This window comes from Streptomyces lateritius (genome assembly GCF_014649715.1).
GTDB classification, from domain to species: Bacteria; Actinomycetota; Actinomycetes; order Streptomycetales; family Streptomycetaceae; genus Streptomyces; species Streptomyces lateritius.
In genome coordinates this window covers 59,308-84,858 of record NZ_BMTO01000017.1, presented here as the reverse complement: position 1 = coordinate 84,858, position 25,551 = coordinate 59,308, and the positions used below count along the sequence as shown (strand labels likewise).

The following is a 25,551-nucleotide window of genomic DNA, read 5'->3' as shown; positions in this document are numbered from 1 at the left end:
CCAGACAGGTTACGCCGCTCGGCGCCGCCCGCGATACCCGGATTCCCGTCGGATGTCCGAACCTGTTCGCCCGCACGGCCCGAACCCGATCCCCGTCGGTCGGGTACGAAGCCTCTTCGCCGACCGCCTCAGGTGCTCCGGGCGCGGAGGAGCGGCATCATGACCTGATCGACCAAGGCGGCGATCTCGGAGTCCGTCCATTCGCTGGCGCACATCTTCGAGCGGTACATCATCATCGCCGGGATGACGTCGAAGAGCAGATCATCGGTGGCGTCCGCCCGAATGTCACCCCGCCTGATCCCGCGCCGCACCACCTCACGGAAGAGGCAGGTGGAGGGCTCGATCACTCCCCTCACGATCAGCCCATGGAACCGCTCGGCGGCCTCGCTGTCGCATTCGTGAATCACCGACCGCAGGGCGAATCCCACCTTCGAGTACATCGCCCCCCGCACCCGCACGCACAGCTCATAGAGATCCTCACGGACGCTCCCGTGGTCGGGCGCCTCGTCGAGCGTCGGCAGCCCGGCCTGGAGGGCGTCCGCGACCAGGTCCTCCTTCGACGGCCAACGCCGGTACACGGCGGCTTTGCCGGTCTGCGCCCCGACCGCGACCCCCTCCATGGTCAGACCGTTCCAGCCGACCGTGCTCAACTGCTCGAGCGCGGCCTCCAGAATGGCTCGTTCCAGTACCGGGCCGCGGCGTCGGGGCGACGAAACCCCTTGCGGCCGAGCGGCGGCCGCGGAGCGCGAAGTAACCATCAGGGGCTCTCCATTGAGACGGTCGAGGGCAACCAGCAGTGCCCAGTGAACGGTTGTGTTCACTGACGGGGACTCACTACCGTTGATGACAGTGAACGGGTGCGTTCACTACATCTTCCGTGGGGGATCCATAGTGACAACATCTCCAGTGGACACACAGACCACGCCGGGCGCCGCACGGCGCGAAGGGCGACCGGGAATCGCCCTCACCGTGATCGCCGCCTGCCAGCTGATGGTCGTGCTGGACGCCACCATCGTGAACATCGCGCTCCCGCACATCCAGGACGCGCTCTCCTTCTCCACCACCGACCTGTCGTGGGTGCTCAGTGCCTACACCCTCACCTTCGGCGGACTTCTGCTGCTCGGCGGCAGGGCCGGCGACATCCTGGGGCGCCGCCGCGTCTTCCTGACCGGCATCCTGCTCTTCACCTTCGCCTCACTGCTCGGCGGCTTCGCCCAGGAGCCCTGGCACCTCCTGGCCGCACGCGCTCTCCAGGGCGTGGGCGGCGCGATCGCCTCACCGACGTCGCTCGCGCTGATCACGACGACCTTCCCCGAGGGCCCCGAGCGGAACCGGGCGTTCGGTGTCTTCGCCGCCGTCTCCGCCGGTGGTGGCGCGATCGGCCTGCTGGCCGGGGGCATGCTCACCGAGTGGCTCGACTGGCGCTGGGTGCTGTTCGTCAACGTACCGATCGGCCTGTTGATCGCCTTCCTGACTCCTCGTTACATCAACGAGTCGGAGCGCCACCCCGGCCGTTTCGACGTCGCGGGCGCCCTGACCTCGACCCTCGGCATGGCTTCGCTGGTCTACGGGTTCATACGGGCGTCCGAGGAGGGCTGGCGCGACCCGCTCACGATCGGTTCCTTCGTCGCGGCCGTGATCCTGCTCGGGGCCTTCGCGGTCGTCGAATCACGGGCTCGGGAGCCCATCACCCCGCTCAGGATGTTCGCCGACCGCAATCGGTCGGGCACGTACATCATCATGCTGAGCCTGGCGGCGGCCATGTTCGGCATGTTCTTCTTCATCGTTCTGTTCGTGCAGAACGTGCTCGGCTACAGCCCGATCCGCGCCGGACTCGCGTTCCTGCCGGTGACGGTCGCGATCGTCACCGGTGCCGGGCTCTCGCAGCGGCTGCTGCCGGCCCTCGGCCCGAAGCCGTTCATGGTGACCGGCTCGGCGATCACCGGTGCCGGTCTGTTCTGGCAGACGTTCATCACCCCCGAGAGTACGTACGTCGGCGGCGTCCTCGGCCCGATGGTGCTGTTCGGCTTCGGCATGGGCCTGAACTTCGTGACGCTCACCCTGACGGCTGTCTCGGGCGTGGCGCAGCACGAGGCGGGTGCCGCTTCCGGGCTGCTCAACGCCACGCAGCAGGTGGGTGGTTCGCTGGGTCTGTCCATCCTGGTCACGGTCTTCGGCACGGCCGGCCGCGAGGAGGCGGAGAAGCAGGTGCCGGCCTTCCTCGCGACCGCCACCCCGGCGCAGAAGGCGGAGTTCGCGGCCACCGGGGAGATGCCGGCGCCCTGGGGCCACGCCGTGCTGACGACGGGCATGTCGACGGCCTTCATGGCAGCCGTCGGCATGGTCGCGCTCGCGCTGATCACGGCGGTCGCGGTGATCCGGGTACGCAAGAGCGATCTGGAGGCACTCAGCGGCAAGGCCGAGGCCGCGGGCCCTGCCACCTAGACGGGCCGGCCTCCCTGGGGAGGCCGGGCCTCGAGGCAGGGCGGGGACCCGCCTCCGGGCCCGGCCGAGGCAAAGGACACGCCTGAGCCGACCGGGGCGACCGGGCCGACCGGAGCGAAGGAACCCGAGCGGGTCCGACCGGGCCGTCCGGAGCGAAGGGCTCCGAGCTGGGCTCCCTTCACCGTGCGTTCAGGGAGTGCCGTAGAAGGCGCCGTCCGCGTACGGGTCGTAATCGTCCTCCCTGCTCGGCCTGCCGCAATTCGTCCCCGACCGGTCGATCCCGCGATCGGCCAGGATCGCCCGCGCTCTCGCCTCCGACCAACTGGTGGCGTACCACCCGCCGTCGTCCCCCCGCAGCCGAGCCTCGATGTCCAGCAGCGCACAGGAGCGCTGCGGCTCGGGCAGCCGGTCGAGCGCGGGGACGGCGTCGGCCGAGAGCCCCTCGAGATAGGGAAGGTCGATCTTGCCGAGGCGGTCGTACCTCTCGACATTGCGCTCGGCGACGAGCGCGTCGGGCGAGACGACCCCGAAGGCCACCACGGCCACGGCCGCGCTCACCGCCAGCGCACGCGGCAGGAGGCGCGCGCCGAGGATCCCCGCGGCCATGATCAGCAGGATGACCACTCCGAGCCAGATCTCCATCGCGGCCACGGAGACGCGCAGCCGGGTGAGACCGTACGCGTCCACATACAGGTCCATCCTGCGCAGGGCGGAGGCGACCACGACGAGCGTGAGCACGCACAGGGTGCCGAGCACGGCACGGACGAGTGTCCGGTCCCGGGCGTCGGCCCGGGGCGCCCAGCGCAGGGCGAGGCCGATCACCACGAGAGTGAGCAGAGTGGCTGTCAGGAGCTGCCAGAAGCCCTGGCGCGCGTACTCGGAGTACGTCAGACCGGTCTCCGCGAGGACCTTGTCGTAGCCGCCGAAGAGAACGCCGAGTTGGACGGCGTTGAAGGCGGCGAAGAGCAGGTTCAGGACGATGAGCGGCAGGGCCCACTCCCATCGGGCGCGTGCCCGGCCTGGGGGGATGACCATCCGGTCCCAGCGCAGGGGCGCCGCCGCGGTACGGGCGACGGCGATCGCGCCGAAGAGGCCGAGCAGGAAGAACGAGAGCCGCCAGGGCGTCTGGTCCAGGGAGAGGTCGGGGATCAGCGCGCCGAGCAGATCGGCGAAGGCCGCGTCCGCGCCCGCGAACAGGGCACCGAAGACGACGAGCAGGACGACGGCCACCCCGGTCGTACGCACGGCCGGGCCCCAGCGGCCTCGCGAACCGTCCGCCCGGTCGCGGAGCCCTCGCCAGGCCCAGGTCGTACCGGAGCCCAGGGAGTCGATCAGGCCGATGGGTCCGAACAGGATGCTGGGCCAGCCTCCGCCGCCGTGCAGGGCGAAGGCGGTCAGCACCAGGGCTGAGACGATCGCGAGGAACGTCGGCCAGCCCGCGTCCCGCAGGGCCGGCACGGCGAGAAGGGCGAGGCCGCCGGCCGCCCACACCAGCGTCCAGGGGCGGGGGCGACGGCCTGCGGCGCGGGCGGCGAAGGTGGCGGCGAGGATGGCGGGGACGGCCACGATGACCAGGTTGAGACCGAGGCCGTCGCCGAGCAGCAGCGCGCTGAGGAGGGCGGTGGCCAGGACGGCCCAGAGGGTCGGTCCGGTCACCCGGGCCGGCGGGCCTGGGCGCAGCCGGGTGAGCCAGGTCTCCGCCCGAGGTGGCGGCCCCCAGGGGTTGCGCGGTCCGGGCCCGCCGGGCCGCCCCGCGTAGGCCGCCGCCCGGGCCTGCGGTGGAGCCGGCGACGCGGCCCCGCCGTGCTTCGACATCGGTACGGCGGCCGGTACGGCTCCGGCGGGCGCGGCCGGTACGGCTCCGGGCGGCGCGGGCGTGTCGCCGGGCCGGGGCTCCGGTTCCCCCGGTGTGCTGTCGTGCGGTGTCGGTACGGACGGTGTATCGGGCACGGGACCCCCTCCCGACCCGGGCCGCGTACGTGGCCATGACGGCGGAGTCCTGCGGTCCGGGTGTCTCGTCGGCGCGCTTTTGTCATGATCAGCGCTTCGGAGTGGCCGACTCTAACCCCGGTCCCGACGTTCGCCCGATGTCGAGCGGCGCTGTGGCAGGACCGTGACACTCACCGCCGGACATTCCACCGGTACCGGGCGGGCTGATAGCCGGGCCGACAGCCGGCCGGCTGTCGGCCCGGCCGGCCCTCGGTCGGGCCGCTTCAGGAACGCACGGCGGTCGGCACCCAGTCCGGCAGCTCCTCCGTCTGCTCCAGCCAGGCGGCGGGCGGCGCGCCCGCGGCGTGGGCGGCGACCACTCCGCCCGCGATGGCGCAGGTCGTGTCGACATCGCCGCCGACCTGGGCGGTCGTCCAGAACACCTGCTCGAAGTCACCGAGGGCGCGGGCCGCGGACCACAGGGCGAAGGGCACGGTGTCGTGGGCACTGGTACGGCGCCCGCTTCCGAGCACCGCGGCCACGGTCGCGGCGTCGCCGTAGTCGAGCATGTCGCGGGCTCTGCGCAGCCCCGCGCCGACGGCGCTGCGCGGCACGAGCGCGACGACGCCGTCGAGGAGGTCCGTGGGGGTGGGCGGTCCCGCCGGATTCGCGGCCAGCGCGGCAGCGGCCGCGACGGCCATCGCGCCGACCACGGCTTCGCGGTGCTGGTGCGTGGTGTAGGCGGAGATCTCGGCCTGGTGCGTCGCCTGCTCGGGGTCGTCGGCGTACCAGGCGCCGAGCGGGGCGACCCGCATCGCGGCACCGTTGCCCCACGAACCCTGCCCCTTGAAGAGCGCGGCGGCCAGCTCCCGCCAGTCGCCGCCCTCCCTGATGAGCCGGAGCATGCGGTTGACGGCGGGGCCGTACCCCCGGTCGAAGTCGTGGTGCTCGGCGAACGAGTGGGCGAGCGCGTCCTGATCGATCCGCTCGTGCCGGGCGAGCACGGCCAGGACCGAGCAGGCCATCTCGGTGTCGTCGGTCCACTGCCAGGGGCCGGCGGGGAGATCGCGTCGTTTCAGCAGCGGATAGTTGGCGGGGACGAAGAACTGGGAGCCCAGGGCGTCTCCCACGGCCAGCCCTCGGAGGCTGGCCAGGGCGCGGTCGAAGCGCCGGTCGAGAGAGGAGTCAGCGGTCATCGCTCTGCCACTCTATCCGGTGTACCCGTACGGCTCCGGGGTGTGCCAGCGTTCGAACGGCCGGTCCAGGGTGTACTTGCCGGACTCGCCGAGGAGCAGGATCCTCGTCTCGCCGTTGTCCGGATTCGACAGCGACTCGAATTCGGCGACCGTCCAGTGGAACCAGCGCATGCAGAACAGGCGCATGGTCAGCCCGTGGGTCACCAGCAGCACGTTCGGCGGATGGTCGGGCGCCTCGAAACTGCGGTACAGGCTCTCCAGGAACGCCCCGACCCGGTCGTACACATCGGCCCCCGACTCGCCCTGCGCGAAGCGGTAGAAGAAGTGTCCGTACGCGTCGCGGTACGCCCTCTGCAGCCGGATGTCCTCCCTGTCCTGCCAGTTTCCCCAGTCCTGCTCCCGCAGCCGCGGCTCCTCCCTGACCCGGACGCGCGCCGGGTCGAGCCGGAAGGCCCGGAACGTCTCGTGCGTGCGGCGGTACGGCGACACGTAGACGCTGACCCGTTCCTTCCCGAACAGTTCCCGAAGCCGTGCCCCCGTCTCCTCCGCCTGCCGCAGCCCGGTCGGGGTGAGCCGGAGCGCGTGGTCGGGCTCCCGTTCGTACACGGTGTCATCGGCATTGCCCTCGGACTCTCCGTGCCGTACGAGAACGATGCGCCGTGGTCGTGCCATGCCACGACCCTAGATCGCACGCCTTCGCCGGGCTCAGTCGAGTAGGCGCCCGCACTCCATCCGGCGTATCCGGCCGGTGAACCGGCGACGCAGCCGCCGGTCGTGAGAGACGACCACCAGGGCGCCGGCCCAGTGCTCGAGCGCGTCCTCGAGCTCCTCGACCAGGCCGAGCGCCAGGTGATTGGCCGGCTCGTCGAGGAGCAGCAGGTCTGCGGGGCGGGCCAGAAGGCGGGCCAGCGCGAGCCTGCGGCGCTGCCCGGCGGAGAGGCTGCCGACGGGAACGTGAAGGTCCGCCGAGCGGAACAGCCCGTACGACAAGAGCAGTTCCGCCTGCTCGTCCTCGGTGATCGCCAGTCCCCGCCCGAAGGCGGCGAGGACCCGCTCCGCCGGCCGGTGGGACGGTATCTCCTGGGCCAGGAATCCGGTCCGGCCCGCGCGCCGGACCTCCCCCGAGTCCGGCTGGGACAGCCCCGCCATGACCCGCAGCAGGGTCGACTTGCCCGCACCGTTGCCGCCGTGGATCAGCAGCTTCTCCCCCGCCCGGACCGTCAGGCGGTCGACGCTCAGCCGGTCCCCGACCCGCACGCCGGCCAGGCTCACCAGCTCCCCCTCGGCTCCTCCGTCGACCGGCCGGGCCGTGAAGGCGAGCGGCTGCGGGGGCTTGGGCACCGGGTCCGCGCGAAGCCGCCGCAGCCGTTCCTGGGCGTTGCGCACCCTCCCGGAGACGGCGGCCTGGACCCGGCCGCCCGCCCGGTCGTAGGCCATCTTGTTGTTGTCCTTGATGGAGCGGCCGTCGGCCACCCCGTGGGCGGTGGTGACGGCGTAGGCCGCCAGCCGTGCGGTCTCCGCGCACCACTCCTCGTACTCCTGCTCCCAACGCCGCCGGGCGGCCGCCCGTTCGGCCCGGAAGCCGGCGTATCCGTCGCCGTACCGGACGACCGTGCGCCGGTCGGCGTCGACCTCCAGCACCGAGGTGGCGATCCGTTCGAGGAATGCCCGGTCGTGAGAGACGGCGACGACCGTTCCCCGGTGCGCGAGCAGTGTGCCCTCGAGCCAGTCGAGGGCCTGCTCGTCGAGGTGGTTGGTCGGCTCGTCCAGCAGCAGCACCTCGGGAGCCGCCGCGACGGCGCAGGCGATGCCGAGCCGGGCCTGTTCACCGCCCGACAGGCTGCCGAGCGGGCGGCGCCTGTCCACGTGGCCGAGGCCCAGCCCGTGCATGGCCTTGTCGGTCCGGGCGTCCGCCTCGTAGCCCCCGCGCAGCTCGAAGGCGGTCAGCAGGTCGCCGTACTCGTCGAGTAGGCCCTGGGCGCGTACGTCATCGCCCTCGGCACCGAGCCGTGCTTCGAGCGCTCGGAGCCGCTGCTCCATGGCGCGGAGCTCTGCCAGGGAGTCGTCGACGGCGTCGGCGACGGTGTGGTCGGCGGAGAGACGGGGAGTCTGTGCCAGCAGTCCCGCACCGCCGTCGGCCAGGGTGACGACCTCACCCTCGTCCGGCGCGTCGAGTCCGGCGAAGAGGCGGAGCAGCGTGGACTTGCCGGCGCCGTTCTCCCCCACGATCCCGATCCGCTCGCCGGGGCGCACGGTGAGCGAGACCTGGTCGAGCAGCATCCGTTCACCGCGGGAGACGGTGACGTCCCGCAGCGAGATCTGAGTGGGCAAGGGCGCCTCCGGGGCTTCGGTCGAAAAGGACAGGCCGCGACACCGACACCGAACGCTAAATGCAACGGGTGTCGCGTTACGAGAAGTGTGGCACACTCGATCCCACTAACGCAACGGGAGTAGCAATTGAACGTGCCGATCGAACGCGACCAGACCCCGGCGCCAGGCAGCCGTCGCCCCGGCGGCCGTACGGCACGCACCCGGGCGGCCGTCCGCGACGCCGTCCTGACCGGCCTGGCCGAGCACGGCTACCCGGCCCTCACCGTCGAGTACGTGGCGGAGCATTCCGGCGTGCACAAGACCACGCTCTACCGCCGCTGGGGCAGCCTCGAGGGACTTGTCGCCGACGCTCTCGACCTGGCGGGCGAGGACACCTGGACCCCGCCGGACACCGGCAGCCTGGACGGCGATCTGCGGGCGCTGGCCCACGAGGTGGTCGACTCCTTCGCCGACCCGGCGGCCGCGGCAGGCCCCACCGCGTTCGTCGGCGCCGCCTTCCAGTCCGAGCGGGCGGCCGGCGCCCTGCGCGCCTTCTACGCCGAGCGCTTCACCCGCTGCGAAGCCGTCGTCGAGCGAGCGCTCGCTCGCGGCGAGGCCCCCGAGGGCACGGACCCCGGCGCTGTCGTGCGCGCCGTCTCGGCGCCCTTGTTCCTGCGCCTGTTCGTCACCCGCGAACCGCTCGACGGCGCGACGGCGGACCAGTCGGCGCGAGCGGCGCTGGCGGCGGTGCGGGCGGGTGCGTTCGTCGCCCCGCCCACGCCCGGTCAGGAGCATGCCGACGGGACGTGACGGGAGTGCGTCAGACCGTCCAGGACGGCTCGAGCTGCACCACGTCCCCGGTCAGCGCCGCCACGTCGGCCTCCGTCTGGGCGCGCAGCCCGAGCCGTTCGACGCGCTCCGTCCGGTACTTGCCGTGCTCGGCGGCGGACCGCCACATCGACAGCACGATGAACTCGTTCCCGGGCGCCTCTCCGAACAGCCCGCGCAGCATTCCGGGCGACCCGGCCATCGCCGGGTTCCACACCTTCTCCTGCATCAGCGCGAAGTGCTCGACGCGGTCCTCGTGCACACGGCAGTGCGCCACCCTGGCCACGTCGGCGTCCGTGAACCTCGGCTCGAAGCCCGTCTTCACGTCGAAGCGGTGGTCGAAGAGCTTGACCTGGATGTCCTTGTACGTGCCCGTCTGCGCGGCCGCGAGCCGGTTGTGCGACCGCGCCATGAACGAGTCGTAGAAGGCACGGCTCTCCCAGAAGCCGAAGATGTGGGCGACGCCGGGTCGCGCCCGGCTCCACCCCCCGCCCTGTCCCCGGAATCCCGGCTCACCCAGCAGCCCCGCCCATTTCCGCTGTCCCCGCTCGAACCCCCGACGGTCCACCACGGTGCAGCGAATCCACTTGACCAGCACCGCGCCATCCTAGGGGGCCGGACACGGCGCCCGTCAGACCACGGCAGAGTGCACTCTCACGAGAGCGGCCGACTCCTCGGCATCCAGTTCGATACCGAACACCTCGGACAGGGTCTGGATCAACTCCCCCGGGCCCACCGTGCGTTCCTCCACCGTCCCGTCCGCCCGGACGGTCGTCAGCAGGTCGCGGATCAGCGCCCGACGGACTCCGGCTCCGGGCTGCTGCGCCACCACCTTGCCGACGAAGCTCGACCGCGGATGGCTGGAGCTGTAGTGGTTCATGACGGTGAAGTCACCGGGACAGAGGGTCTGCGGAGAGAAGGCGTACAGGTCCTTCCACCCTTCGGGTCGCAGTGAGCGCAGGACGTGGATGCCCTCGTCCTCGACGTCTATCCCGAAGGTCCAGCCCCCCTGTTCGACCCGGGCCCCTTCGCGCAGCGGCACCGGCTCCAGCGGGCCCTGCTGACCGAACCCGGTGTCGGCGAGCCACGGCCGGCCGTCCACCGTGACGACCAGCAGCGCGTGCGTCACGGGCAGCAGCACGTCCCCGCGCGTACGGTTCCTCGCGCCCCGACCCGCCACATGAAAGCCGAGCCGTTCGAGGACCGCGGCGAAGAGCGAGTTCTGCTCGTAGCAGTAGCCACCCCGCCGGCTCCGCACCAGCTTCGACTGGAGGCTCTTGACCTCGAGCGACACCACCCGGCCAAGCGCGACATCCAGGTTCTCGAAGGGAATCGCCCGCACATGCGCCCGGTGCAACGCACTCAACGTACGGACCGTCGGCGCGAGTTCCCCTTCGTACCCGACGCGCTCCAGGTAGGCGTCCAGATCAAGCTCGTCACCGCTCCACATGTTCTCCCCCTCGTTCCGGCCGTGCGACATGACACCATGAACAACCTGCTCGGGACCACGGGCAGTTGACCGGACCAGCGGTGCGCTTCGTACGCGGAGAGGGGAATCACGGTGAGCGGACTCAACAAGGGGGTCGGCAAGGTCGAGGTGACGCTCAAGTGGGACCCCAGCCCGGTCGGCGCTCCGCCGCATGACCTGGACCTGGTGGCCGGCGTCTACACGGCCGACGACCCATACGGCTCGGCGGCCTATCTCGTGCACTTCGACAGTCGCTCCCCCGACGGGACGATCACGCTCAACCGGGAGAGCCGTACGGGACAGGGCTTCGGCTACGACGAGGCGCTGACCCTGGAACTGGACCGGCTCGCACCCCGCTACGCGCGCGTGGTGGTGGGCGTGGCCATACAGCAGGGAGGTGGCCGGCTCACCTTCGGCGCCGTCGCCAACACCGGCGTACGGATCCGCGAGGGCTATACGGAGCTGGCCTCCCACGACTTCGCCGATGCCGCCGACTGCACGGCCGCGACGATCGCGGAGTTCACCCGGGACGGCTCGAACGCCTGGTCGTACCGCCCGCTGCGCCGCGGATTCGACGCCGACCCGCAGACCTTCACGACGGTGATGGGCGCCCCACCGGCCTGATCCCCGGCTGCCCCTCGGAGCGGGCGAACGCACGAGGAAGGGGACCGGCCCCGGGCCGGTCCCCTTCTTTCACGCGGTGTCCACCGTCATACGGCGCTCAGCCGCGGACGGTTCAGCTGCAACCGCTGGTCGAGCCGCAGCCCTCGCAGATGTAGCAGGAGCCGGCGCGCTGCATCTTCGTACCGCAGGAGAAACAGAGCGGAGCGTCCGCACTGATGCCGAGCTGCATCTCGACGAGCTCCGCCGAGGTGTGCGCCTGCTTGGGAGCCGGGACCTCGGCCTTGACGACCGGGTCGACGGCCTTCAGGGTCTCCGTCTGGCGCGGTGCGGACTGCGCCAGGCCCTCGACGTCCACCTCGTCCTCGGCGGGCTCGTAGGAGCCCGTCTCCAGGTGGCGCTGACGCTCCTCGGCGGAGTGGATGCCGAGCGCGGAGCGGGTCTCGAAGGGCAGGAAGTCCAGCGCCAGGCGGCGGAAAATGTAGTCGACGATCGACTGCGCCATCCGCACGTCCGGGTCGTCCGTCATGCCGGCCGGCTCGAAGCGCATGTTGGTGAACTTGGAGACGTAGGTCTCCAGCGGAACGCCGTACTGCAGACCGACGGAGACGGCGATGGAGAAGGCGTCCATCATTCCCGCGAGGGTCGAACCCTGCTTGGACATCTTCAGGAAGACCTCACCGAGACCGTCGTCCGGGTAGGAGTTGGCGGTCATGTAGCCCTCGGCGCCACCGACCGTGAAGGAGGTGGTGATCCCCGGACGGCCCTTGGGAAGACGCTTGCGGACGGGGCGGTACTCGACCACCTTCTCGACCGCGGTGCGGATCGTTTCCTCGGCCTTCTCGGTGATCTCGGCCTTCTCCTGATCCTTCTTCTTCGCGGAGAGGGGCTGGCCGACCTTGCAGTTGTCGCGGTAGATCGCGAGCGCCTTGACGCCCATCTTCCACGCCTCGAAGTAGACCTCCTCGACGTCCTCGACCGTGGCCGTCTCCGGCAGGTTCACGGTCTTGGAGAGGGCGCCGGAGATCCACGGCTGGATGGCGGCCATCATGCGGACGTGGCCCATCGCGGAGATGGAGCGCTCGCCCATGGCGCAGTCGAAGACCTCGTAGTGCTCGGTCTTCAGACCGGGGGCGTCGATCACGTTGCCGTGCTCGGCGATGTGGGCGACGATCGCCTCGATCTGCTCCTCCTGGTAACCCAGGCGGCGCAGGGCCTGCGGGACGGTGCCGTTGACGATCTGCATCGAGCCGCCGCCGACCAGCTTCTTGAACTTGACCAGGGCCAGGTCGGGCTCGAGACCGGTGGTGTCGCAGGACATCGCGAGACCGATGGTGCCGGTGGGGGCGATGACCGACGCCTGGGCGTTGCGGAAGCCGTTCTTGGCTCCGAGGCGGATCACGTCCTGCCAGGCCTCGGTGGCGGCGGCCCAGATCGGCGAGTCGAGGTCGTCCATGCGCACGGCCACGGTGTTGGCGTCGGCGTGCTGCTTCATGACCCGCTGGTGCGGCTCGGCGTTGCGGGCGTAGCCGTCGTACGGGCCGACGACCGCGGCGAGCTCCGCGGAGCGCTTGTACGAGGTTCCGGTCATCAACGAGGTGATGGCACCGGCCAGGGCGCGGCCACCGTCGGAGTCGTACGCGTGGCCGGTCGCCATCAGCAGGGCGCCGAGGTTGGCGTAGCCGATGCCGAGCTGGCGGAAGGCGCGGGTGTTCTCACCGATCTTCTGGGTGGGGAAGTCGGCGAAGCAGATGGAGATGTCCATCGCGGTGATGACGAGCTCGACGACCTTGGCGAAGCGCTCGGAGTCGAACGACTGGTTGCCCTTGCCGTCGTCCTTGAGGAACTTCATCAGGTTCAGCGAGGCGAGGTTGCAGGACGTGTTGTCCAGGTGCATGTACTCGCTGCACGGGTTCGAGCCGTTGATCCGGCCCGACTCGGGGCAGGTGTGCCAGCGGTTGATCGTGTCGTCGTACTGGATGCCGGGGTCGGCGCAGGCCCAGGCGGCCTCGGCCATCTTGCGGAACAGCCCCTTGGCCTCGACCTCCTCGATGACCTCACCGGTCATGCGGGCACGCAGGCCGAACTTGCCGCCGGACTCGACGGCCTTCATGAACTCGTCGTTCACGCGGACCGAGTTGTTGGCGTTCTGGTACTGGACGGACGTGATGTCGTCGCCGCCCAGGTCCATGTCGAAGCCCGCGTCACGCAGGGCGCGGATCTTCTCCTCCTCCTTGACCTTGGTCTCGATGAAGTCCTCGATGTCGGGGTGGTCGACGTCGAGGATGACCATCTTGGCCGCGCGGCGGGTGGCGCCACCGGACTTGATCGTTCCTGCGGAGGCGTCGGCGCCGCGCATGAAGGAGACCGGGCCGGAGGCGTTGCCGCCGGAGGAGAGGAGCTCCTTGGAGGAGCGGATGCGGGAGAGGTTCAGGCCGGCTCCGGAGCCGCCCTTGAAGATCATGCCCTCTTCCTTGTACCAGTCGAGGATCGACTCCATGGAGTCGTCGACGGACAGGATGAAGCAGGCGGAGACCTGCTGGGGCTGCGGCGTGCCGACGTTGAACCAGACCGGCGAGTTGAAGCTGAAGATCTGGTGCAGGAGGGCGTACGCCAGCTCGTGCTCGAAGATCTCGGCGTCGGCGGGCGAGGCGAAGTAGCCGTGCTCCTCGCCGGCCTTCGTGTACGTCTTCACGATCCGGTCGATGAGCTGCTTGAGACCGGTCTCGCGCTGCGGGGTGCCGACGGCTCCCCGGAAGTACTTGCTGGTGATGATGTTGACCGCGTTCACCGACCAGAAGTCGGGGAACTCGACGCCACGCTGCTCGAAGTTGATCGAGCCGTCGCGCCAGTTGGTCATGACGACGTCACGACGCTCCCAGACCACCTCGTCGTACGGATGCACGCCAGGAGTGGTGTGGATGCGCTCGATGCGCAGGCCCTTGCTCGCCTTGGTCCCCTTGGCGCGGGAACCTCGTGCCGGACCGCTCGCCGTCTCTGTCATGCCGCCTCCCATATACGGGCAAAACACCCTGAAGTGCCCAGAAAATCCCGGGGCACCGTCTTCTTGTCTGCTGCCGCGAGCACCGTCGATGGCACTCGCGACACGTCTTTTCGGCCGCTCACGACCGGTCCCGGCCGGGCTCTCGCCCTGGCCCGGTCCGCCGGTCAGTCGGCGGCGGTGGCGGGAACGGGGACCTCTGGGGTCGCTCCGGTCCCGCGTTCCTCTGCGAGAGGCCGCTGCTCACGGAGTTCCGCGACGGCGGCCTCGAAGTCGTCGAGGCTGTCGAAAGCCTTGTAAACGGATGCGAAGCGCAGGTACGCCACGAGATCGAGCTCCTGCAACGGGCCGAGGATGGCCAGCCCCACGTCGTGGGTGGTCAGCTCGGCGCTCCCGGTGGCGCGCACCGCCTCCTCGACCCGCTGGCCGAGCTTGGCGAGGGCGTCCTCGGTCACGGGCCGCCCCTGGCACGCCTTGCGCACGCCGGAGATGACCTTGGTGCGACTGAAGGGTTCGGTCACTCCGGACCGCTTGATCACCATCAGCGACGCGGTCTCCACCGTCGTGAAGCGACGGGAGCAGTCGGGGCACTGGCGGCGGCGTCGGATCGACGTCCCGTCGTCGGTGGTGCGACTGTCGACGACACGGCTGTCGGGGTGCCTGCAGAAGGGGCAATGCATGGCTCCGACCCTCCCTCATGGCACGACTGAATAGCCTCACCGGGGCCCGTCAAGGCCCCTCGAAGCGACCACCAGCATAGGCGATGCTCGCACCCCCGACAGACCGGGGACCACAACCTCTAGGTGGCTGATGCAATCCAACCACTAGATCTGGGGTTGGACGGCTTTTACGGCACTTCGCGCGTGTCGTGGGCCCGGGATGCCGACGGTCGGCGACGAGGGTACGGGAAGCGCGCGGCGCCGCCGATTCGGGCCCCTCGGATGCCACACTGGTGGGGCGACCCCGGTGCCGTCCGCGTCGACGGCGAACGCTACCGTAATGACCGAATTCGCCACCGTGGCCGGGCGTACGCATACACCTACCTGCGGAACCACGTAAGGCAATCTGCGATTTTTCACTCGAACGTGTGTTTGGCGCAACCTTTCGAAAGCCACTACCGTTGTGCCAGCCAGGGAGACCATTCGAGAGGGGCCGCCGACGTGACCACCACCGCAGACAGTGCCACCATCACTGCCCAGGACCGCTCCCAGGGCCGACTCGAGCCGGTGCATGCCATGAACGACGCAGTCATGAACGGGGACGGCGAGCCAGGCCGGCCCGCGCGCTCCTTGCCCGGACGACCTCCAGGCATCAGGGCCGACAGCTCCGGCCTCACGGATCGCCAGCGGAGGGTCATCGAGGTCATCCGCGACTCGGTCCAGCGCCGCGGCTACCCGCCGTCGATGCGTGAGATCGGTCAGGCGGTGGGCCTGTCCAGCACCTCCTCGGTCGCTCACCAGCTGATGGCCCTGGAGCGCAAGGGCTTCCTCCGCCGCGACCCGCACCGGCCGCGTGCATACGAGGTGCGCGGCTCGGACCAGCCCAGCACCCAGCCGACGGACACCTCCGGCAAGCCCGCCGCCTCATACGTTCCGCTGGTCGGCCGGATCGCCGCCGGTGGCCCGATCCTCGCCGAGGAGTCGGTCGAGGACGTCTTCCCGCTGCCTCGGCAGCTGGTCGGCGACGGCGAGCTGTTCGTGCTCAAGGTCGTCGGAGACTCGATGATCGAGGCCGCCATCTGTGACGGCGACTGGGTGACCGTGCGCCGCCAGCCGGTCGCGGAGAACGGCGACATCGTGGCGGCCATGCTCGACGGCGAGGCCACGGTCAAGCGCTTCAAGCGCGAGGACGGTCACGTCTGGCTGCTGCCGCACAACGCGGCGTACCAGCCGATCCCCGGCGACGAGGCCACCATCCTCGGCAAGGTGGTCGCCGTACTGCGGCGAGTGTGACACCATCTCGCCCGTTCTGACCGGGCCTCGGGATCCACTGCGCCGGTCCCGGGGCCCTGCTCCGTCCTCCCGTGGCCCCTCAGGGCCCCTGCCCGTACGGCAGGGGCCCTGAGGCGTTTCCGGCCCCCTTCGAGGGGCCCTCTCCCAGAGCCTTCTGGGAGCGGAAGCCCCCTCCTCAGACCCCTGCGGCCTTCGAGGCGGCATCGATCGCCGCCAGTGACTTGCGCACCTGGTTACGGTCCGTGGTGTACCAGAAGTCGGGGAGTGACGACTTCAAGTAGCCGCCGTACCGGGCTGTGGCGAGCCGCGGGTCGAGTACGGCGACGACCCCACGGTCTCCGGAGGCACGGACGAGTCGTCCCGCCCCCTGGGCCATCAGCAGGGCCGCGTGCGTCGCCGCCACCGCCATGAAGCCGTTGCCGCCGGCCTCCTCGACCGCCTTCTGGCGCGCGCTCATCAGCGGGTCGTCCGGGCGCGGGAAGGGGATCTTGTCCATCACCACCAGCTGACAGCTGGCGCCCGGGACATCCACCCCCTGCCACAACGAGAGCGTCCCGAACAGGCAGGTCTGCGGCTCGGCCGAGAACGTCTTGATCAGCTCGCCGAGTGTGTCCTCGCCCTGGAGCAGGATCGGGAACTCGGGGATGCGGGAGCGCAGCTCCTCCGCCGCGAGCTGGGCGGCGCGCATCGAGGAGAACAGACCGAGGGTGCGGCCGCCCGCCGCCTGCATCAGCTCGGTCAGCTCGTCGAGCATGTCGGCGCGGTCGCCGTCGCGTGCGGGCCTGGCCAGGTGCTTGGCGACATAGAGAATGCCCTGCTTGGGGTAGTCGAACGGCGAGCCGACGTCGATGCCCTTCCACACCGGGACGTCGTCGCCCTGTGTCCCCTCCGGGGCGAGCCCGAGCGACGCGCCGACCCCGTTGAAGTCGCCGCCGAGCTTCAGGGTCGCAGAGGTGAGGACCACGGACCGGTCCGCGAAGAGCTTCTCCCGCAGCAGCCCGGAGACCGACAGCGGTGCCACCCGCAGGGAGGCGCCGAACCGGTCGTGACGTTCGTACCAGACGACGTCGTACTCGGAGCCCTGGGTGATCCGCTCCGCGACGCCGTGAACGGTCTCGACCGACGCCATGGCCTGCTTGCGGACCGCGTCCTCGTCCTGGACGGACTTGTCCCGGGTGGAGCCGAGCGCCGTGATCACCGCGCGGGCGGCGTCGCGCAGCGCCGTCAGGGCGTAGCCCAGGTCCTCCGGGATCTCCTCCAGGCGGCCCGGCAGAGCCAGCTCCATCACCCGCTCGAAGCCCTCGGCGGCGGTCTGGAGCTGGTCGGCGGTCTTCTCGTCGACCAGCTTCGCGGCCCGGCGGACCGCCCGGTTGACCTGGCCGGGGGTGAGCTCACCGGTGGCCACGCCGGTCACGCGGGAGACCAGCTCGTGGGCCTCGTCGACGATCAGCACCTCATGCTGCGGGAGGACGGGGGCGCCCTCGATCGCGTCGATGGCGAGCAGCGCGTGGTTGGTGACGACGACATCGGCGAGCTTCGCCCGCTCCCGGGCCGCCTCGGCGAAACACTCCGCCCCGTACGCGCATTTGCTCGCTCCCAGGCACTCGCGGGAGGAGACCGACACCTGCGCCCAGGCCCGGTCGGAGACGCCCGGCGTCAGGTTGTCCCGGTCACCGGTCTCCGTCTCGTCGGACCAGTCCCGCAGCCGGAGCAGGTCCTGGCCCAGCTTGCTCGTGGGAGCCGCGGCCTCGAAGGGGTCGAAGAGGCCGTCCTCCTCGTCCTGGGGAACGCCTTCGTGGAGGCGGTGGAGGCAGAGGTAGTTCGACCGCCCCTTGAGCATGGCGAACTCCGGGCGGCGCCGCAGCTGCGGGTGAAGTGCCTCGACCGTGCGCGGAAGGTCGCGCTCGACCAGCTGGCGCTGGAGTGCCAGGGTGGCCGTGGCCACCACCACGCGCTCGCCGTGCGCCAGCGCCGGCACCAGGTAGCCGAGGGACTTTCCGGTACCGGTGCCGGCCTGGACGAGGAGGTGGGAGCTGTCGTCGATGGCCTCGGCAACTGCCTCGGCCATGGTGACCTGGCCGGGCCGCTCCACACCGCCGACGGCGGAGACGGCGGCGTGGAGGAGGTCGGGGAGGGATGGCTTCGTCATAGCGCGTCCAGCCTACGGCGCGGCACCGACAGTCGGATCACGCGAGCGGATTCGGGACCGTCCCGTGGACGGCGGCGTGCGGCCGCTCGGGGCGGTCACGGTAGCCGTCCAGGTGCAGACGGTTGCGGTTGAGGCAGAGCCGCTCGATACGCGGGGTGAGCAGATCGAAGAGCTCGAACCGTTCCTTCAGCTCGGGGAAGCGCGCCTGGTGGCCCAGGATCTCGGCGCGCACGAGCCGCCAGAAGTCGGCCTCCGGCACCGCCAGTTGTTCCTCGCAGAGCGGTGCCAGATAGCGGAAGACGCCGACGAAGAGCCCTGAATGGATGAACTGGGTCAGGAAGTCGGGTTCCTCCGTCAGAAGGACGGCCCGCACGTCGTCCGGCATCGCGTCGTGCTCGGGCAGCGGGCGCGCGCTGATGTTCACGTCGTCGACGAAGTCCTTGATCGCCAGGCGTACCGGGACGTCCTGCTCGTCGTAGACGACGATGGCGTTCTCGCCGTGCGGGGAGAACACGGTGCCGTACTGGTAGAGGAAGTGCAGCAGCGGGGGCAGGAGCGCGGCGAAGAGGCGCTGGAGCCAGACAGCGGGGGCGAGGCCGGAGCGCTCGACCAGCTCGGCGACGAAGGCCCGGCCGTCCGGATCGGTGTGGAGCAGGGAGGCGAGGGTGCGGGCCCGCTCGCCCGGCGGCAGCCTGAGCGGTTCCCGCCAGATCGCGCCGAGAAGCTCCTTGTACTGGTAGGGAACCTCGGGCAACCGGTCGTAGAGAGGATGCTCGACGGTGACGGAGGCGACCTCGCCGAGCAGGATCACCCCGCACTCGTCGCGCAGGAACGGATCGGCGTCGCACAGCCCGTGGACCCAGGAGGTGACGGCGGGGGCGGCAAGGGTCCGTTCGGTGGGGAGGCCCCGCCAGACGAGGGTGTTGAGGACGGAGAGCGGCAGCTTGACCGTGTGCCGGTCGGGCCTGCTCGTGTTGAGGAACGTGCGGATGGACTGCTGCGGCAGCCGGAGGTCACCGTCGGCGGGGAGCGGCACGACGGCCCCGGCGGCGATCGCCGGAGCGTAGAGCGGGAGGAGGATCTCGTCCCACTGCCAGGGGTGGACGGGCAGGAGGAGGTACGTCGCGGGGTCAAGGCCTCGGGCTCGGAGCACGGCGTGGAAGGCGTCCAGGGCCTCGGCGTCCAGCTCGCGTGCGTAGAGCCGGTCGGGGGTGTCGAGACCGGGGACTCCTCGATAGGAGGCGAGGTCGGTGCTGACCGCGATCCAGGGCAGGCGGGAGGCGCTGCGGGCCTCGGGGGCCCACCGTGCGGCGTCGCCGGCGGAGAAGCCGATCCGGCCCTTGTTGAGGACGAGCCACGGGTGGCCGGTCTGGTGGCCTTCCAGCTCGGCGTATCCGAGATCGGCGAGGCGGTCGGCGGTCAGGGCCGTCTGATCGAGCCGTGCGTCCGCGGCGAGGGTGGTGGTGAGCTCGCGGATCAGATGGCCGAGGGTGGCGCCGTCGAGGCCGAGGAGACGCCGGGCCCGGACGAGGAAGTCGAGAGGGTCGGTCAGCGGCTGCCCGTCGAGAGTGATCGAGTCAGCGGCGACGCGCCAGCTTCCGTAGGCACCGCGCCGGGCGGCGAAGTGCAGCACCGAGCCGTCGTCGAGGCGCAGCTCGTAGCGGTCGGGGCGGCCGGCGTGGTCACGGTCGTCGGCGGGGACGGGCTCGACGATCTCCTCGTACGCGAACTCGCCGACGGTTTTGGCGAGCAGGCGGGCGGACGCGCGGGTCCAGGCGGCCGGGTTCAGCTCGGGAGGTGAGAACAGTGCGGAGTCGTGGGTGGCAGGGGACGACGGCACGGGGACTCCTCGGGGTGGGAACCGCTGTGGGTCGGGCGGTGTATGTAAGTCGAAGGGGCGTTCACAGGACGTGCCGAAGGGTGCGGTCACGGACCATGAGGGCGGCTCGCTTGTCGGGGAGGTCGACTTCCGCGGAGAAGCGGAAGCCGGCGCTCAGGAAGGCGGAGACGGAGGGGGTGTTGCGCAGGTCTGGTTCGGCGACGACGCGGGTGCACCGGGGGCGGTGGTCGAGGACGAGGTCGGCGACGGCTCGCAGGAGGGTGGTTCCGATTCCGCGGCCGCGGTCGGCGACGCTGCCCAGGAGCAGATGGATCCCTGTGTCGTGGGGACGCGCCGGGTAGTGGCGGGCGAGCGGGTCGAGGTCGGCCCGGTAGATCTCGAAGTAGCTCATGGGGGTGGAGTCCAGGACACCGAGACAGGGCACGCTGCGGCCGTCGCCGTCGAGTTGGGCCCGGATGTGGGAGGCGGTCACGGTCTCCGGGCCGGCCAGTTCCCAGAAGGCGGCCACGGCCGGGTCGTTCATCCAGCGGTTGATGAGCGTCAGGTCCCGTTCGAGCCGCACGGGTACGAGTCGGAACGATCCGACCGGGGTCGGGGCCGGGCTCCAGGCGGCGACGGCATCGAGGAGGTCGCCGTCGGTGGTCGCCGTGTTCTCGCCCGCCGCGAACAGGGCGATGAGTTCCTCCGAGAGGTGCAGGTCGAGGGTGTCCTCACCACCGGTGTCGGCCGGGGGCGGGGGGCTGCTTCCGGCGTCGGCGAGGTCGTCGGTGTCGGCGCTCGCGTCGGTGGGAGGCACGGAGACATTCTCCTCTCGGCGGTGCGGTCGGCGTGGTCTTTCAGGCACGGAGGGGGTTGGTGATGGTGACGTAGACGGACTGGGTGTCGACGGGTCCGACGAGTTCGTCCAGGCCGTGCAGACGGGTGAGGAGGTTGGCCTTGCAGCGCAGGGTCGCGGCTTCCAGGAGACGGTGGGGCAGGGGGGAGCCGAGGCCGGTGGCGGAGGTGAGGAACTGGCGGAAGCCGGCGAGCAGGACGCGTTCGTCGGCGAGGCGTTGGGCGCCGAAGGCGCCGATCAGGCCGAGGACGTTGTTGATGCCGAGGTAGTAGGCGAAGCGTTCGTCGGTCACCTGGTCGGAGACGAAGGTGTCGCTGGCGGTGCCGATGCGAGGGAGGCGACTCTCCAGCTCGTCGCGGCGGGACTCGCGGAAGTAGTAGCCCTGGTTGTCGCGGTAGCGGCCGCCGACCGGCCAGCCGTCGGGGTCGAGGAGCACGAGGGTGTTCTGCTGGTGGGCCTCGAGGGCGACGCCGGCGGTGCCGTCGAGCCAGAGCACGGGCCGGACGACCTGGTCGAGGTAGCGCAGGAACCACTCGGCGGCGACGGCGGTGGTGGAGCGGCCGGTGCGGGCGGCGAGCCGGGTGACGATGTCGGCGAGGCGGGAGCTCATCCGGGTCGTGCCGGGCCAGGGGCGCGGAGCGGTGAGGGCGGCGATGCAGACCGCGTCGTCCCCGGCGGCGAAGGGGTTGTGCCGGATCATCACGTCCAGGCCGGGTACGGGCGCGCCGTCGGGGGTGTCGACCGCGAGCCAGGCGGGGTCGCGGACGATGTCGAAGCCGGGGTGGGCGGCCTGCCACTGGTCGACGAGCCCGGTGCGCAGGAGCCGGTGGACCTCGACGCCGCGGTGGAGTTCCTTGCGGAGGTTCTCGCGGCGCGAGTTGGTGATGCGGACGCCGAGGGAGAGCTTGAGCATCGTCCGGGCGCCGGGCCGGTGGACGGTGCGCACGGAGGAGGTGGGGTGCCAGGGGGCGCCGTGGGGACCGAGGTCGTGGAGGAGACCGGAGTCGAGGAGGGCGGCGACGCCCGGACGGTGCGGGAGTTCGCGGGCCTGCCAGGGGTGGAGTGGCACCGGCACGGTTCCCCCGGGGACTTCGAGCCCTTCGGCGAGGGCGAGTCCGGTGGCGAGCTGCGCGGCGGTGACCGGGCGGCCCTGTTCGGTCCAGGCGGAGTCGGAGGCGAGGACGGTGTGGTCGACGGCCACCCAGTGCAGGGGGAAGGAGCCGTACAGCTCGGGTGAGAAGAGCCGGGCCTCGGAGTCGGAGAGTCCTTCGCGGCTCTTGGGAGTGGGGTGGAGCGGGTGGCCGAGCAGGAGGGACTGTTCGGCGGTGAGGAAGAGGTCCGCGTCGGGGTCGGGGCCGGGGCGGCGGCGCCGGTCGGCGATGAAGTCGGCGGTGCGGCGGGCCGAGTCGGCGACGCGGCCGACGAGTTCGGTGCCCTCGGGGCGGCCGGTCTCGCGGCTGAGCAGGGCGGCGACGGTGACGGCGTCGACCGTGGGGGCGGAGGCACGCAGCCCTTCGAGGGCCGGGGCGCCGAAGCGATGCCATCCGGTGGGCGACCAGTAACGGACCGGAACGAGGAGGGCGGTGCCACTGGCTTCGAGGGGGATCCGGAGGGTGGTGGACTCGGGGGCGGGCAGGTTCTTCTCCCGCACCCAGCAGCGCAGCAGGTTCTCGATGGTCGCCGTGTCGGCGGCGCGCCTGGGGTCCGGGTCGTCGAGGTGGTCCTCCCCGGCCGCCTCGGGCGCGGCCGACGCGGCGGTCGCGGCCGGCCGGGCGGGCGGCGAGGGAGCGGTGAGGGGGGCGGTCACGGGCCCCGGCGTGGGCCGGCGGTCGTACGGTCCGGAGTGCTGACGGGGGACGGTGGCCTGTTCGACGCTGAGCGGGCCGCTGGCGGCGCTGCCGGTGTCGGACGCTTCGGAGGCGGGGCTGGCGTTCACGGGGCTTCCTTGTGGGGGTGTCCGGGTGCGGTCCGGAATCAGTGGGACGGTCCGGTGTCGTTCCGGAGTCGCGCGTCGTACGCGGGCGGACCCGGGCGGTGGGCGCGCTCGGCGGCGGCCAGGGCGTCGGCGAACCGGTCGAGGACGGCCTCGGCCTGCTCGTCGCTGAGGGTGAGCGGCGGCAGGAGCCGGACGACTCCCGAGTGGCGGCCGCCGAGTTCGACGATGAGGCCGCGGTCGAGGCACTCACGCTGGACGGTCACGGCGAGGGCCGGGTCGACCGGTGGGGCGAGGGCGTCGGGATCGTCGGTGTCAGGGGCCACCAGTTCGACGCCGATCATCAGCCCTCGGCCGCGCACGTCGCCGATGCAGGGGTGGGCGGCGGCGAGGCCCTGGAGTCGGCCGAGCATCCGGGCTCCGAGGGTGGCCGCGCGGTCGGCGAGCCGGTTCTCCCGTACGTACGCGAGAGTGGCGGCTCCGGCGGCCATCGCGAGCTGGTTCCCCCGGAAGGTGCCGGCGTGGGCGCCGGGCTCCCAGGCGTCGAGCTCCGACCGGTAGACGATGACCGCGAGCGGGAGGGAACCGCCGATGGCTTTGGAGAGGACCATGACGTCGGGGACCACGCCGCTGTGCTCGACGGCCCAGAAGGCGCCGGTGCGGCCGACGCCGGTCTGGACCTCGTCGGCGATGAGCGGGATGGAGCGGGCGGCGGTGACCGTCCGCATCCGGCGCATCCAGGCGTCGGGGGCGGGGATGACTCCGCCCTCGCCCTGGACGGGTTCGAGAATCATGCCGGCGGGAGTGGTGACGCCGCTCTTGGGGTCGTCGAGGAGGTTCTCGGTCCAGCGCGCCGCCAGTTCGGCGCCGCGCTCGCCGCCGACACCGAACGGGCAGCGGTAGTTCTGGGGGTAGGGCAGCCGGGTGACACGTACGTCCGTCGCGCCTCCCGAGGCGTCGAGGGCCCCGGCCGTCATGCCGTGGTAGGCGCCGGTGAAACTGAGCAGCCCGCTACGGCCGGTGGCCGTGCGGACGAGTTTGAGGGCGGCCTCGACCGCGTCCGTCCCGGCGGGTCCGCAGAACTGGATGCGGGCGTCGGCGGCGAGTGCCGGCGGCAGGGTGGCGAACAGTTCGGTGGTGAAGGCGTCCTTGACCGGGGTGGCGAGGTCGAGGACGTGGAGGGGGGCGCCGGAGTCGAGGACCTTCTTGATGGCTTCGAGGACCACCGGGTGGTTGTGGCCGAGGGCCAGCGTCCCGGCGCCGGAGAGGCAGTCCAGGTAACGGCGGCCGTCCGCGCCCTCGATGGTCAGCCCCCGGGCGCGTACGGGGACGATCGGCAACGACCGCGCGTAGGTGCGCGCCGCCGATTCGCGCAGCGACTGACGGCGCAGGATGCCTTCGAGGGCACCGCCCCCGGCTGCCGTCCGCCCTCCTGGGCGGCCCGGTGCGGCCGACGGAGCGGCCGGAGCTGGTTCGGTCACGGCCACGGCTCGGTGTCCTCCCGCTGTAACAGTTGCGTTGCACATCGGTACGTTGCTCGGCCGTGTGAACGGCGCCTCTGAACGCTGCCTTGGTGTCCCCCGTACGTACCAACGACGAGGGCTGCCAAGGATCACGGGAGAATCCCAAGATCCTTGGATGGCGGGGGTCACGGCCGGGCAACGGCTGCGCGGGAGCCGGAACCGCGGACCTGCCGCGTACCGTCCCCTCCGGCACCGGCATAGTGGGGGCCGCACTTCGGCGCCGGTCACGACGCCACCACCGCTCACCCATGCACAAGTTGATGTAGTCCCAGGGGGATCACGAGATGCGATCTATTCGTCCGCTGCTGGCCGCGGCAGCCGCCGTCGCGGCGTTGACGCTGACGGCGACGGCCTGCGGCCCGACCGAGGAGAACGCGGGAGACAAGCCCAGCGCGCCCGCGAGCCCGTCCGCCGGCGGCAAGATCACTATTCCGGACGATCTGAAGGACCGGCTCAAGGAGCACGGGATCGATCTGGACAAGTGGCGCGACGGCGAGTGGAAGAACTGGGACCGCGACAAGTGGCTGCGTGAGGCCAAGGACTACGTCAACCCCATCATCGAGGACCTCTGGGACCCGGACCGTATGCGGGACGCCCAGCGCCCCGACAAGCCGGTCGAGGAGGAGGACATCTCGGGCGACGAGGGTGTCACCGACCCGACCCCCGCGCCGGTGAAGGCGAAGGGTGTGCCGGCGCCGTACCACTCCAACGCCCCCGAGGCGGGCAAGGTGTTCTTCGACGGCCCCGAGGGTTCGATGGTCTGCTCGGCCACGGTCGTGAAGGACCCGGCCAACCCGGGCAAGTCCAACATGGTCTGGACGGCCGGTCACTGCGTGCACGCCGGTAAGAAGGGCGGCTGGTACCGCAACATCGCCTTCGTCCCCTCGTACAACGACCGCGGTCTGCCGACCGCGCAGCTGGAGAACGCGACGCGCGAGCAGGTCGCTCCGTACGGCGTGTGGTGGGGTGACTGGGCGCAGACGTCCGAGCAGTGGATCGCGCAGGGTGCGGCGACCGGCGGTCAGGGCGCTCCGTACGACTTCGCGGTCATCCACGTGACGCCGGAGAAGGGCAGCACGGGCAAGTCACTGGAGGAGACGGTCGGTTCGGCGCTCCCGGTGGAGTTCGCCGCGCCGGCGGTGTCGAAGATCGCGAACATGACGGCGACCGGGTACCCGGCGGGGCCGCCGTTCGACGGCCAGAAGATGTTCCAGTGCCAGGACAAGCCGGGCCGGCTGTCCGTGAAGGCGGCGCAGCCGACGATGTACCGCATCGGCTGCACCATGACCGGTGGTTCGTCCGGCGGCGGCTGGGTCGCCGCCGGCCGGGACGGGAAGCCCGCGCTGGTCTCCAACACCTCGATCGGCCCGGTGACGGCCGGCTGGCTGGCCGGTCCGCGCCTGGGCGACGAGGCCAAGGGCATCTACGACGAGGTCAGCAAGAAGTTCGCCGGCCGATAGAGGACACGTACCGGGCCTGTCCGGCCGGTGACGGCCGGACAGGCCCGGTACGTGCGAGGGG

Annotated in this window: 19 protein-coding genes; 5 read left to right on the top strand and 14 right to left on the bottom strand. The window is 71.1% G+C overall.

Features of this window, described 5'->3' with window-relative positions; translation table 11 throughout:
- Window positions 1–128 precede the first annotated feature (128 nt).
- Window positions 129–758: a TetR/AcrR family transcriptional regulator gene (locus IE136_RS29340; RefSeq protein WP_158991253.1), complete on the bottom strand. Its 630-nt coding sequence runs from the start codon at window positions 756–758 to the stop codon at window positions 129–131.
- A gap of 133 nt (window positions 759–891) precedes the next feature.
- Here IE136_RS29340 and IE136_RS29335 point away from each other — a divergent pair, with 133 nt between their 5' ends.
- On the top strand, window positions 892–2,445 hold the full coding sequence (locus IE136_RS29335) for an MFS transporter (protein ID WP_189601827.1): 1,554 nt from the start codon (window positions 892–894) through the stop codon (window positions 2,443–2,445).
- A 189-nt stretch (window positions 2,446–2,634) separates the two neighbouring features.
- Here IE136_RS29335 and IE136_RS29330 read toward each other — a convergent pair whose 3' ends face one another.
- The 4 genes from IE136_RS29330 to IE136_RS29315 form a co-directional block, all read right to left on the bottom strand.
- On the bottom strand, window positions 2,635–4,395 hold the full coding sequence (locus IE136_RS29330; protein ID WP_373309177.1) for a DUF4153 domain-containing protein: 1,761 nt from the start codon (window positions 4,393–4,395) through the stop codon (window positions 2,635–2,637).
- 263 nt (window positions 4,396–4,658) lie between these two features.
- A complete protein-coding gene (locus tag IE136_RS29325; protein WP_158991247.1) occupies window positions 4,659–5,570 on the bottom strand; it encodes an ADP-ribosylglycohydrolase family protein in 912 nt (303 codons plus the stop codon).
- A gap of 12 nt (window positions 5,571–5,582) precedes the next feature.
- Entirely contained in the window at window positions 5,583–6,242 is a 660-nt protein-coding gene (locus IE136_RS29320; RefSeq protein ID WP_158991244.1) for a histidine phosphatase family protein, read from the bottom strand.
- Between the two features lie 33 nt (window positions 6,243–6,275).
- Entirely contained in the window at window positions 6,276–7,901 is a 1,626-nt protein-coding gene (locus tag IE136_RS29315) for an ABC-F family ATP-binding cassette domain-containing protein (protein ID WP_189601826.1), read from the bottom strand.
- A 132-nt stretch (window positions 7,902–8,033) separates the two neighbouring features.
- Here IE136_RS29315 and IE136_RS29310 point away from each other — a divergent pair, with 132 nt between their 5' ends.
- A complete protein-coding gene (locus tag IE136_RS29310) occupies window positions 8,034–8,690 on the top strand; it encodes a TetR/AcrR family transcriptional regulator (protein ID WP_158991241.1) in 657 nt (218 codons plus the stop codon).
- Window positions 8,691–8,700: 10 nt separating this feature from the next.
- Here IE136_RS29310 and IE136_RS29305 read toward each other — a convergent pair whose 3' ends face one another.
- Both IE136_RS29305 and IE136_RS29300 read right to left on the bottom strand, forming a co-directional pair.
- Window positions 8,701–9,306 (bottom strand): YdbC family protein, encoded by a 606-nt coding sequence (locus IE136_RS29305; protein ID WP_189601825.1) that lies wholly within the window; start codon window positions 9,304–9,306, stop codon window positions 8,701–8,703.
- Window positions 9,307–9,339: 33 nt separating this feature from the next.
- Complete coding sequence (locus IE136_RS29300; RefSeq protein ID WP_229819262.1) at window positions 9,340–10,188, bottom strand: arylamine N-acetyltransferase family protein; 849 nt, start codon at window positions 10,186–10,188, stop codon at window positions 9,340–9,342.
- An 81-nt stretch (window positions 10,189–10,269) separates the two neighbouring features.
- Between IE136_RS29300 and IE136_RS29295 the strand changes: the two genes are divergently transcribed.
- Window positions 10,270–10,800 carry a TerD family protein gene (locus tag IE136_RS29295; protein WP_189601824.1) on the top strand — a complete coding sequence of 177 codons (531 nt, stop codon included), beginning with the start codon at window positions 10,270–10,272 and terminating at the stop codon, window positions 10,798–10,800.
- Window positions 10,801–10,912: 112 nt separating this feature from the next.
- Here IE136_RS29295 and IE136_RS29290 read toward each other — a convergent pair whose 3' ends face one another.
- Entirely contained in the window at window positions 10,913–13,801 is a 2,889-nt protein-coding gene (locus tag IE136_RS29290; protein ID WP_189601823.1) for a vitamin B12-dependent ribonucleotide reductase, read from the bottom strand.
- Between the two features lie 164 nt (window positions 13,802–13,965).
- The gene (gene nrdR / locus IE136_RS29285; protein WP_158991230.1) at window positions 13,966–14,478 is read right to left on the bottom strand and encodes a transcriptional regulator NrdR; all 513 of its coding nucleotides are present in this window, start codon (window positions 14,476–14,478) and stop codon (window positions 13,966–13,968) included.
- A gap of 480 nt (window positions 14,479–14,958) precedes the next feature.
- On the opposite strand from nrdR, the gene lexA reads away from it, so the two are divergent.
- Entirely contained in the window at window positions 14,959–15,750 is a 792-nt protein-coding gene (lexA, locus tag IE136_RS29280; protein WP_158991227.1) for a transcriptional repressor LexA, read from the top strand.
- 175 nt (window positions 15,751–15,925) lie between these two features.
- On the opposite strand, the gene IE136_RS29275 is transcribed toward lexA, so the two are convergent.
- The 5 genes from IE136_RS29275 to IE136_RS29255 form a co-directional block, all read right to left on the bottom strand.
- Complete coding sequence (locus tag IE136_RS29275; protein WP_189601822.1) at window positions 15,926–17,899, bottom strand: ATP-dependent DNA helicase; 1,974 nt, start codon at window positions 17,897–17,899, stop codon at window positions 15,926–15,928.
- A gap of 37 nt (window positions 17,900–17,936) precedes the next feature.
- Complete coding sequence (locus IE136_RS29270) at window positions 17,937–19,739, bottom strand: IucA/IucC family protein (protein ID WP_158991221.1); 1,803 nt, start codon at window positions 19,737–19,739, stop codon at window positions 17,937–17,939.
- Window positions 19,740–19,800: 61 nt separating this feature from the next.
- Window positions 19,801–20,535, bottom strand: a complete 735-nt coding sequence (locus IE136_RS29265) for a GNAT family N-acetyltransferase (RefSeq protein ID WP_189601821.1) — start codon at window positions 20,533–20,535, stop codon at window positions 19,801–19,803.
- 40 nt (window positions 20,536–20,575) lie between these two features.
- A complete protein-coding gene (locus IE136_RS29260) occupies window positions 20,576–22,510 on the bottom strand; it encodes an IucA/IucC family protein (RefSeq protein WP_158991217.1) in 1,935 nt (644 codons plus the stop codon).
- 38 nt (window positions 22,511–22,548) lie between these two features.
- Complete coding sequence (locus IE136_RS29255; protein ID WP_189601820.1) at window positions 22,549–23,994, bottom strand: diaminobutyrate--2-oxoglutarate transaminase family protein; 1,446 nt, start codon at window positions 23,992–23,994, stop codon at window positions 22,549–22,551.
- Window positions 23,995–24,314: 320 nt separating this feature from the next.
- Here IE136_RS29255 and IE136_RS29250 point away from each other — a divergent pair, with 320 nt between their 5' ends.
- Entirely contained in the window at window positions 24,315–25,490 is a 1,176-nt protein-coding gene (locus tag IE136_RS29250) for a trypsin-like serine peptidase (RefSeq protein ID WP_158991214.1), read from the top strand.
- The last annotated feature ends 61 nt before the right edge of the window (window positions 25,491–25,551 follow it).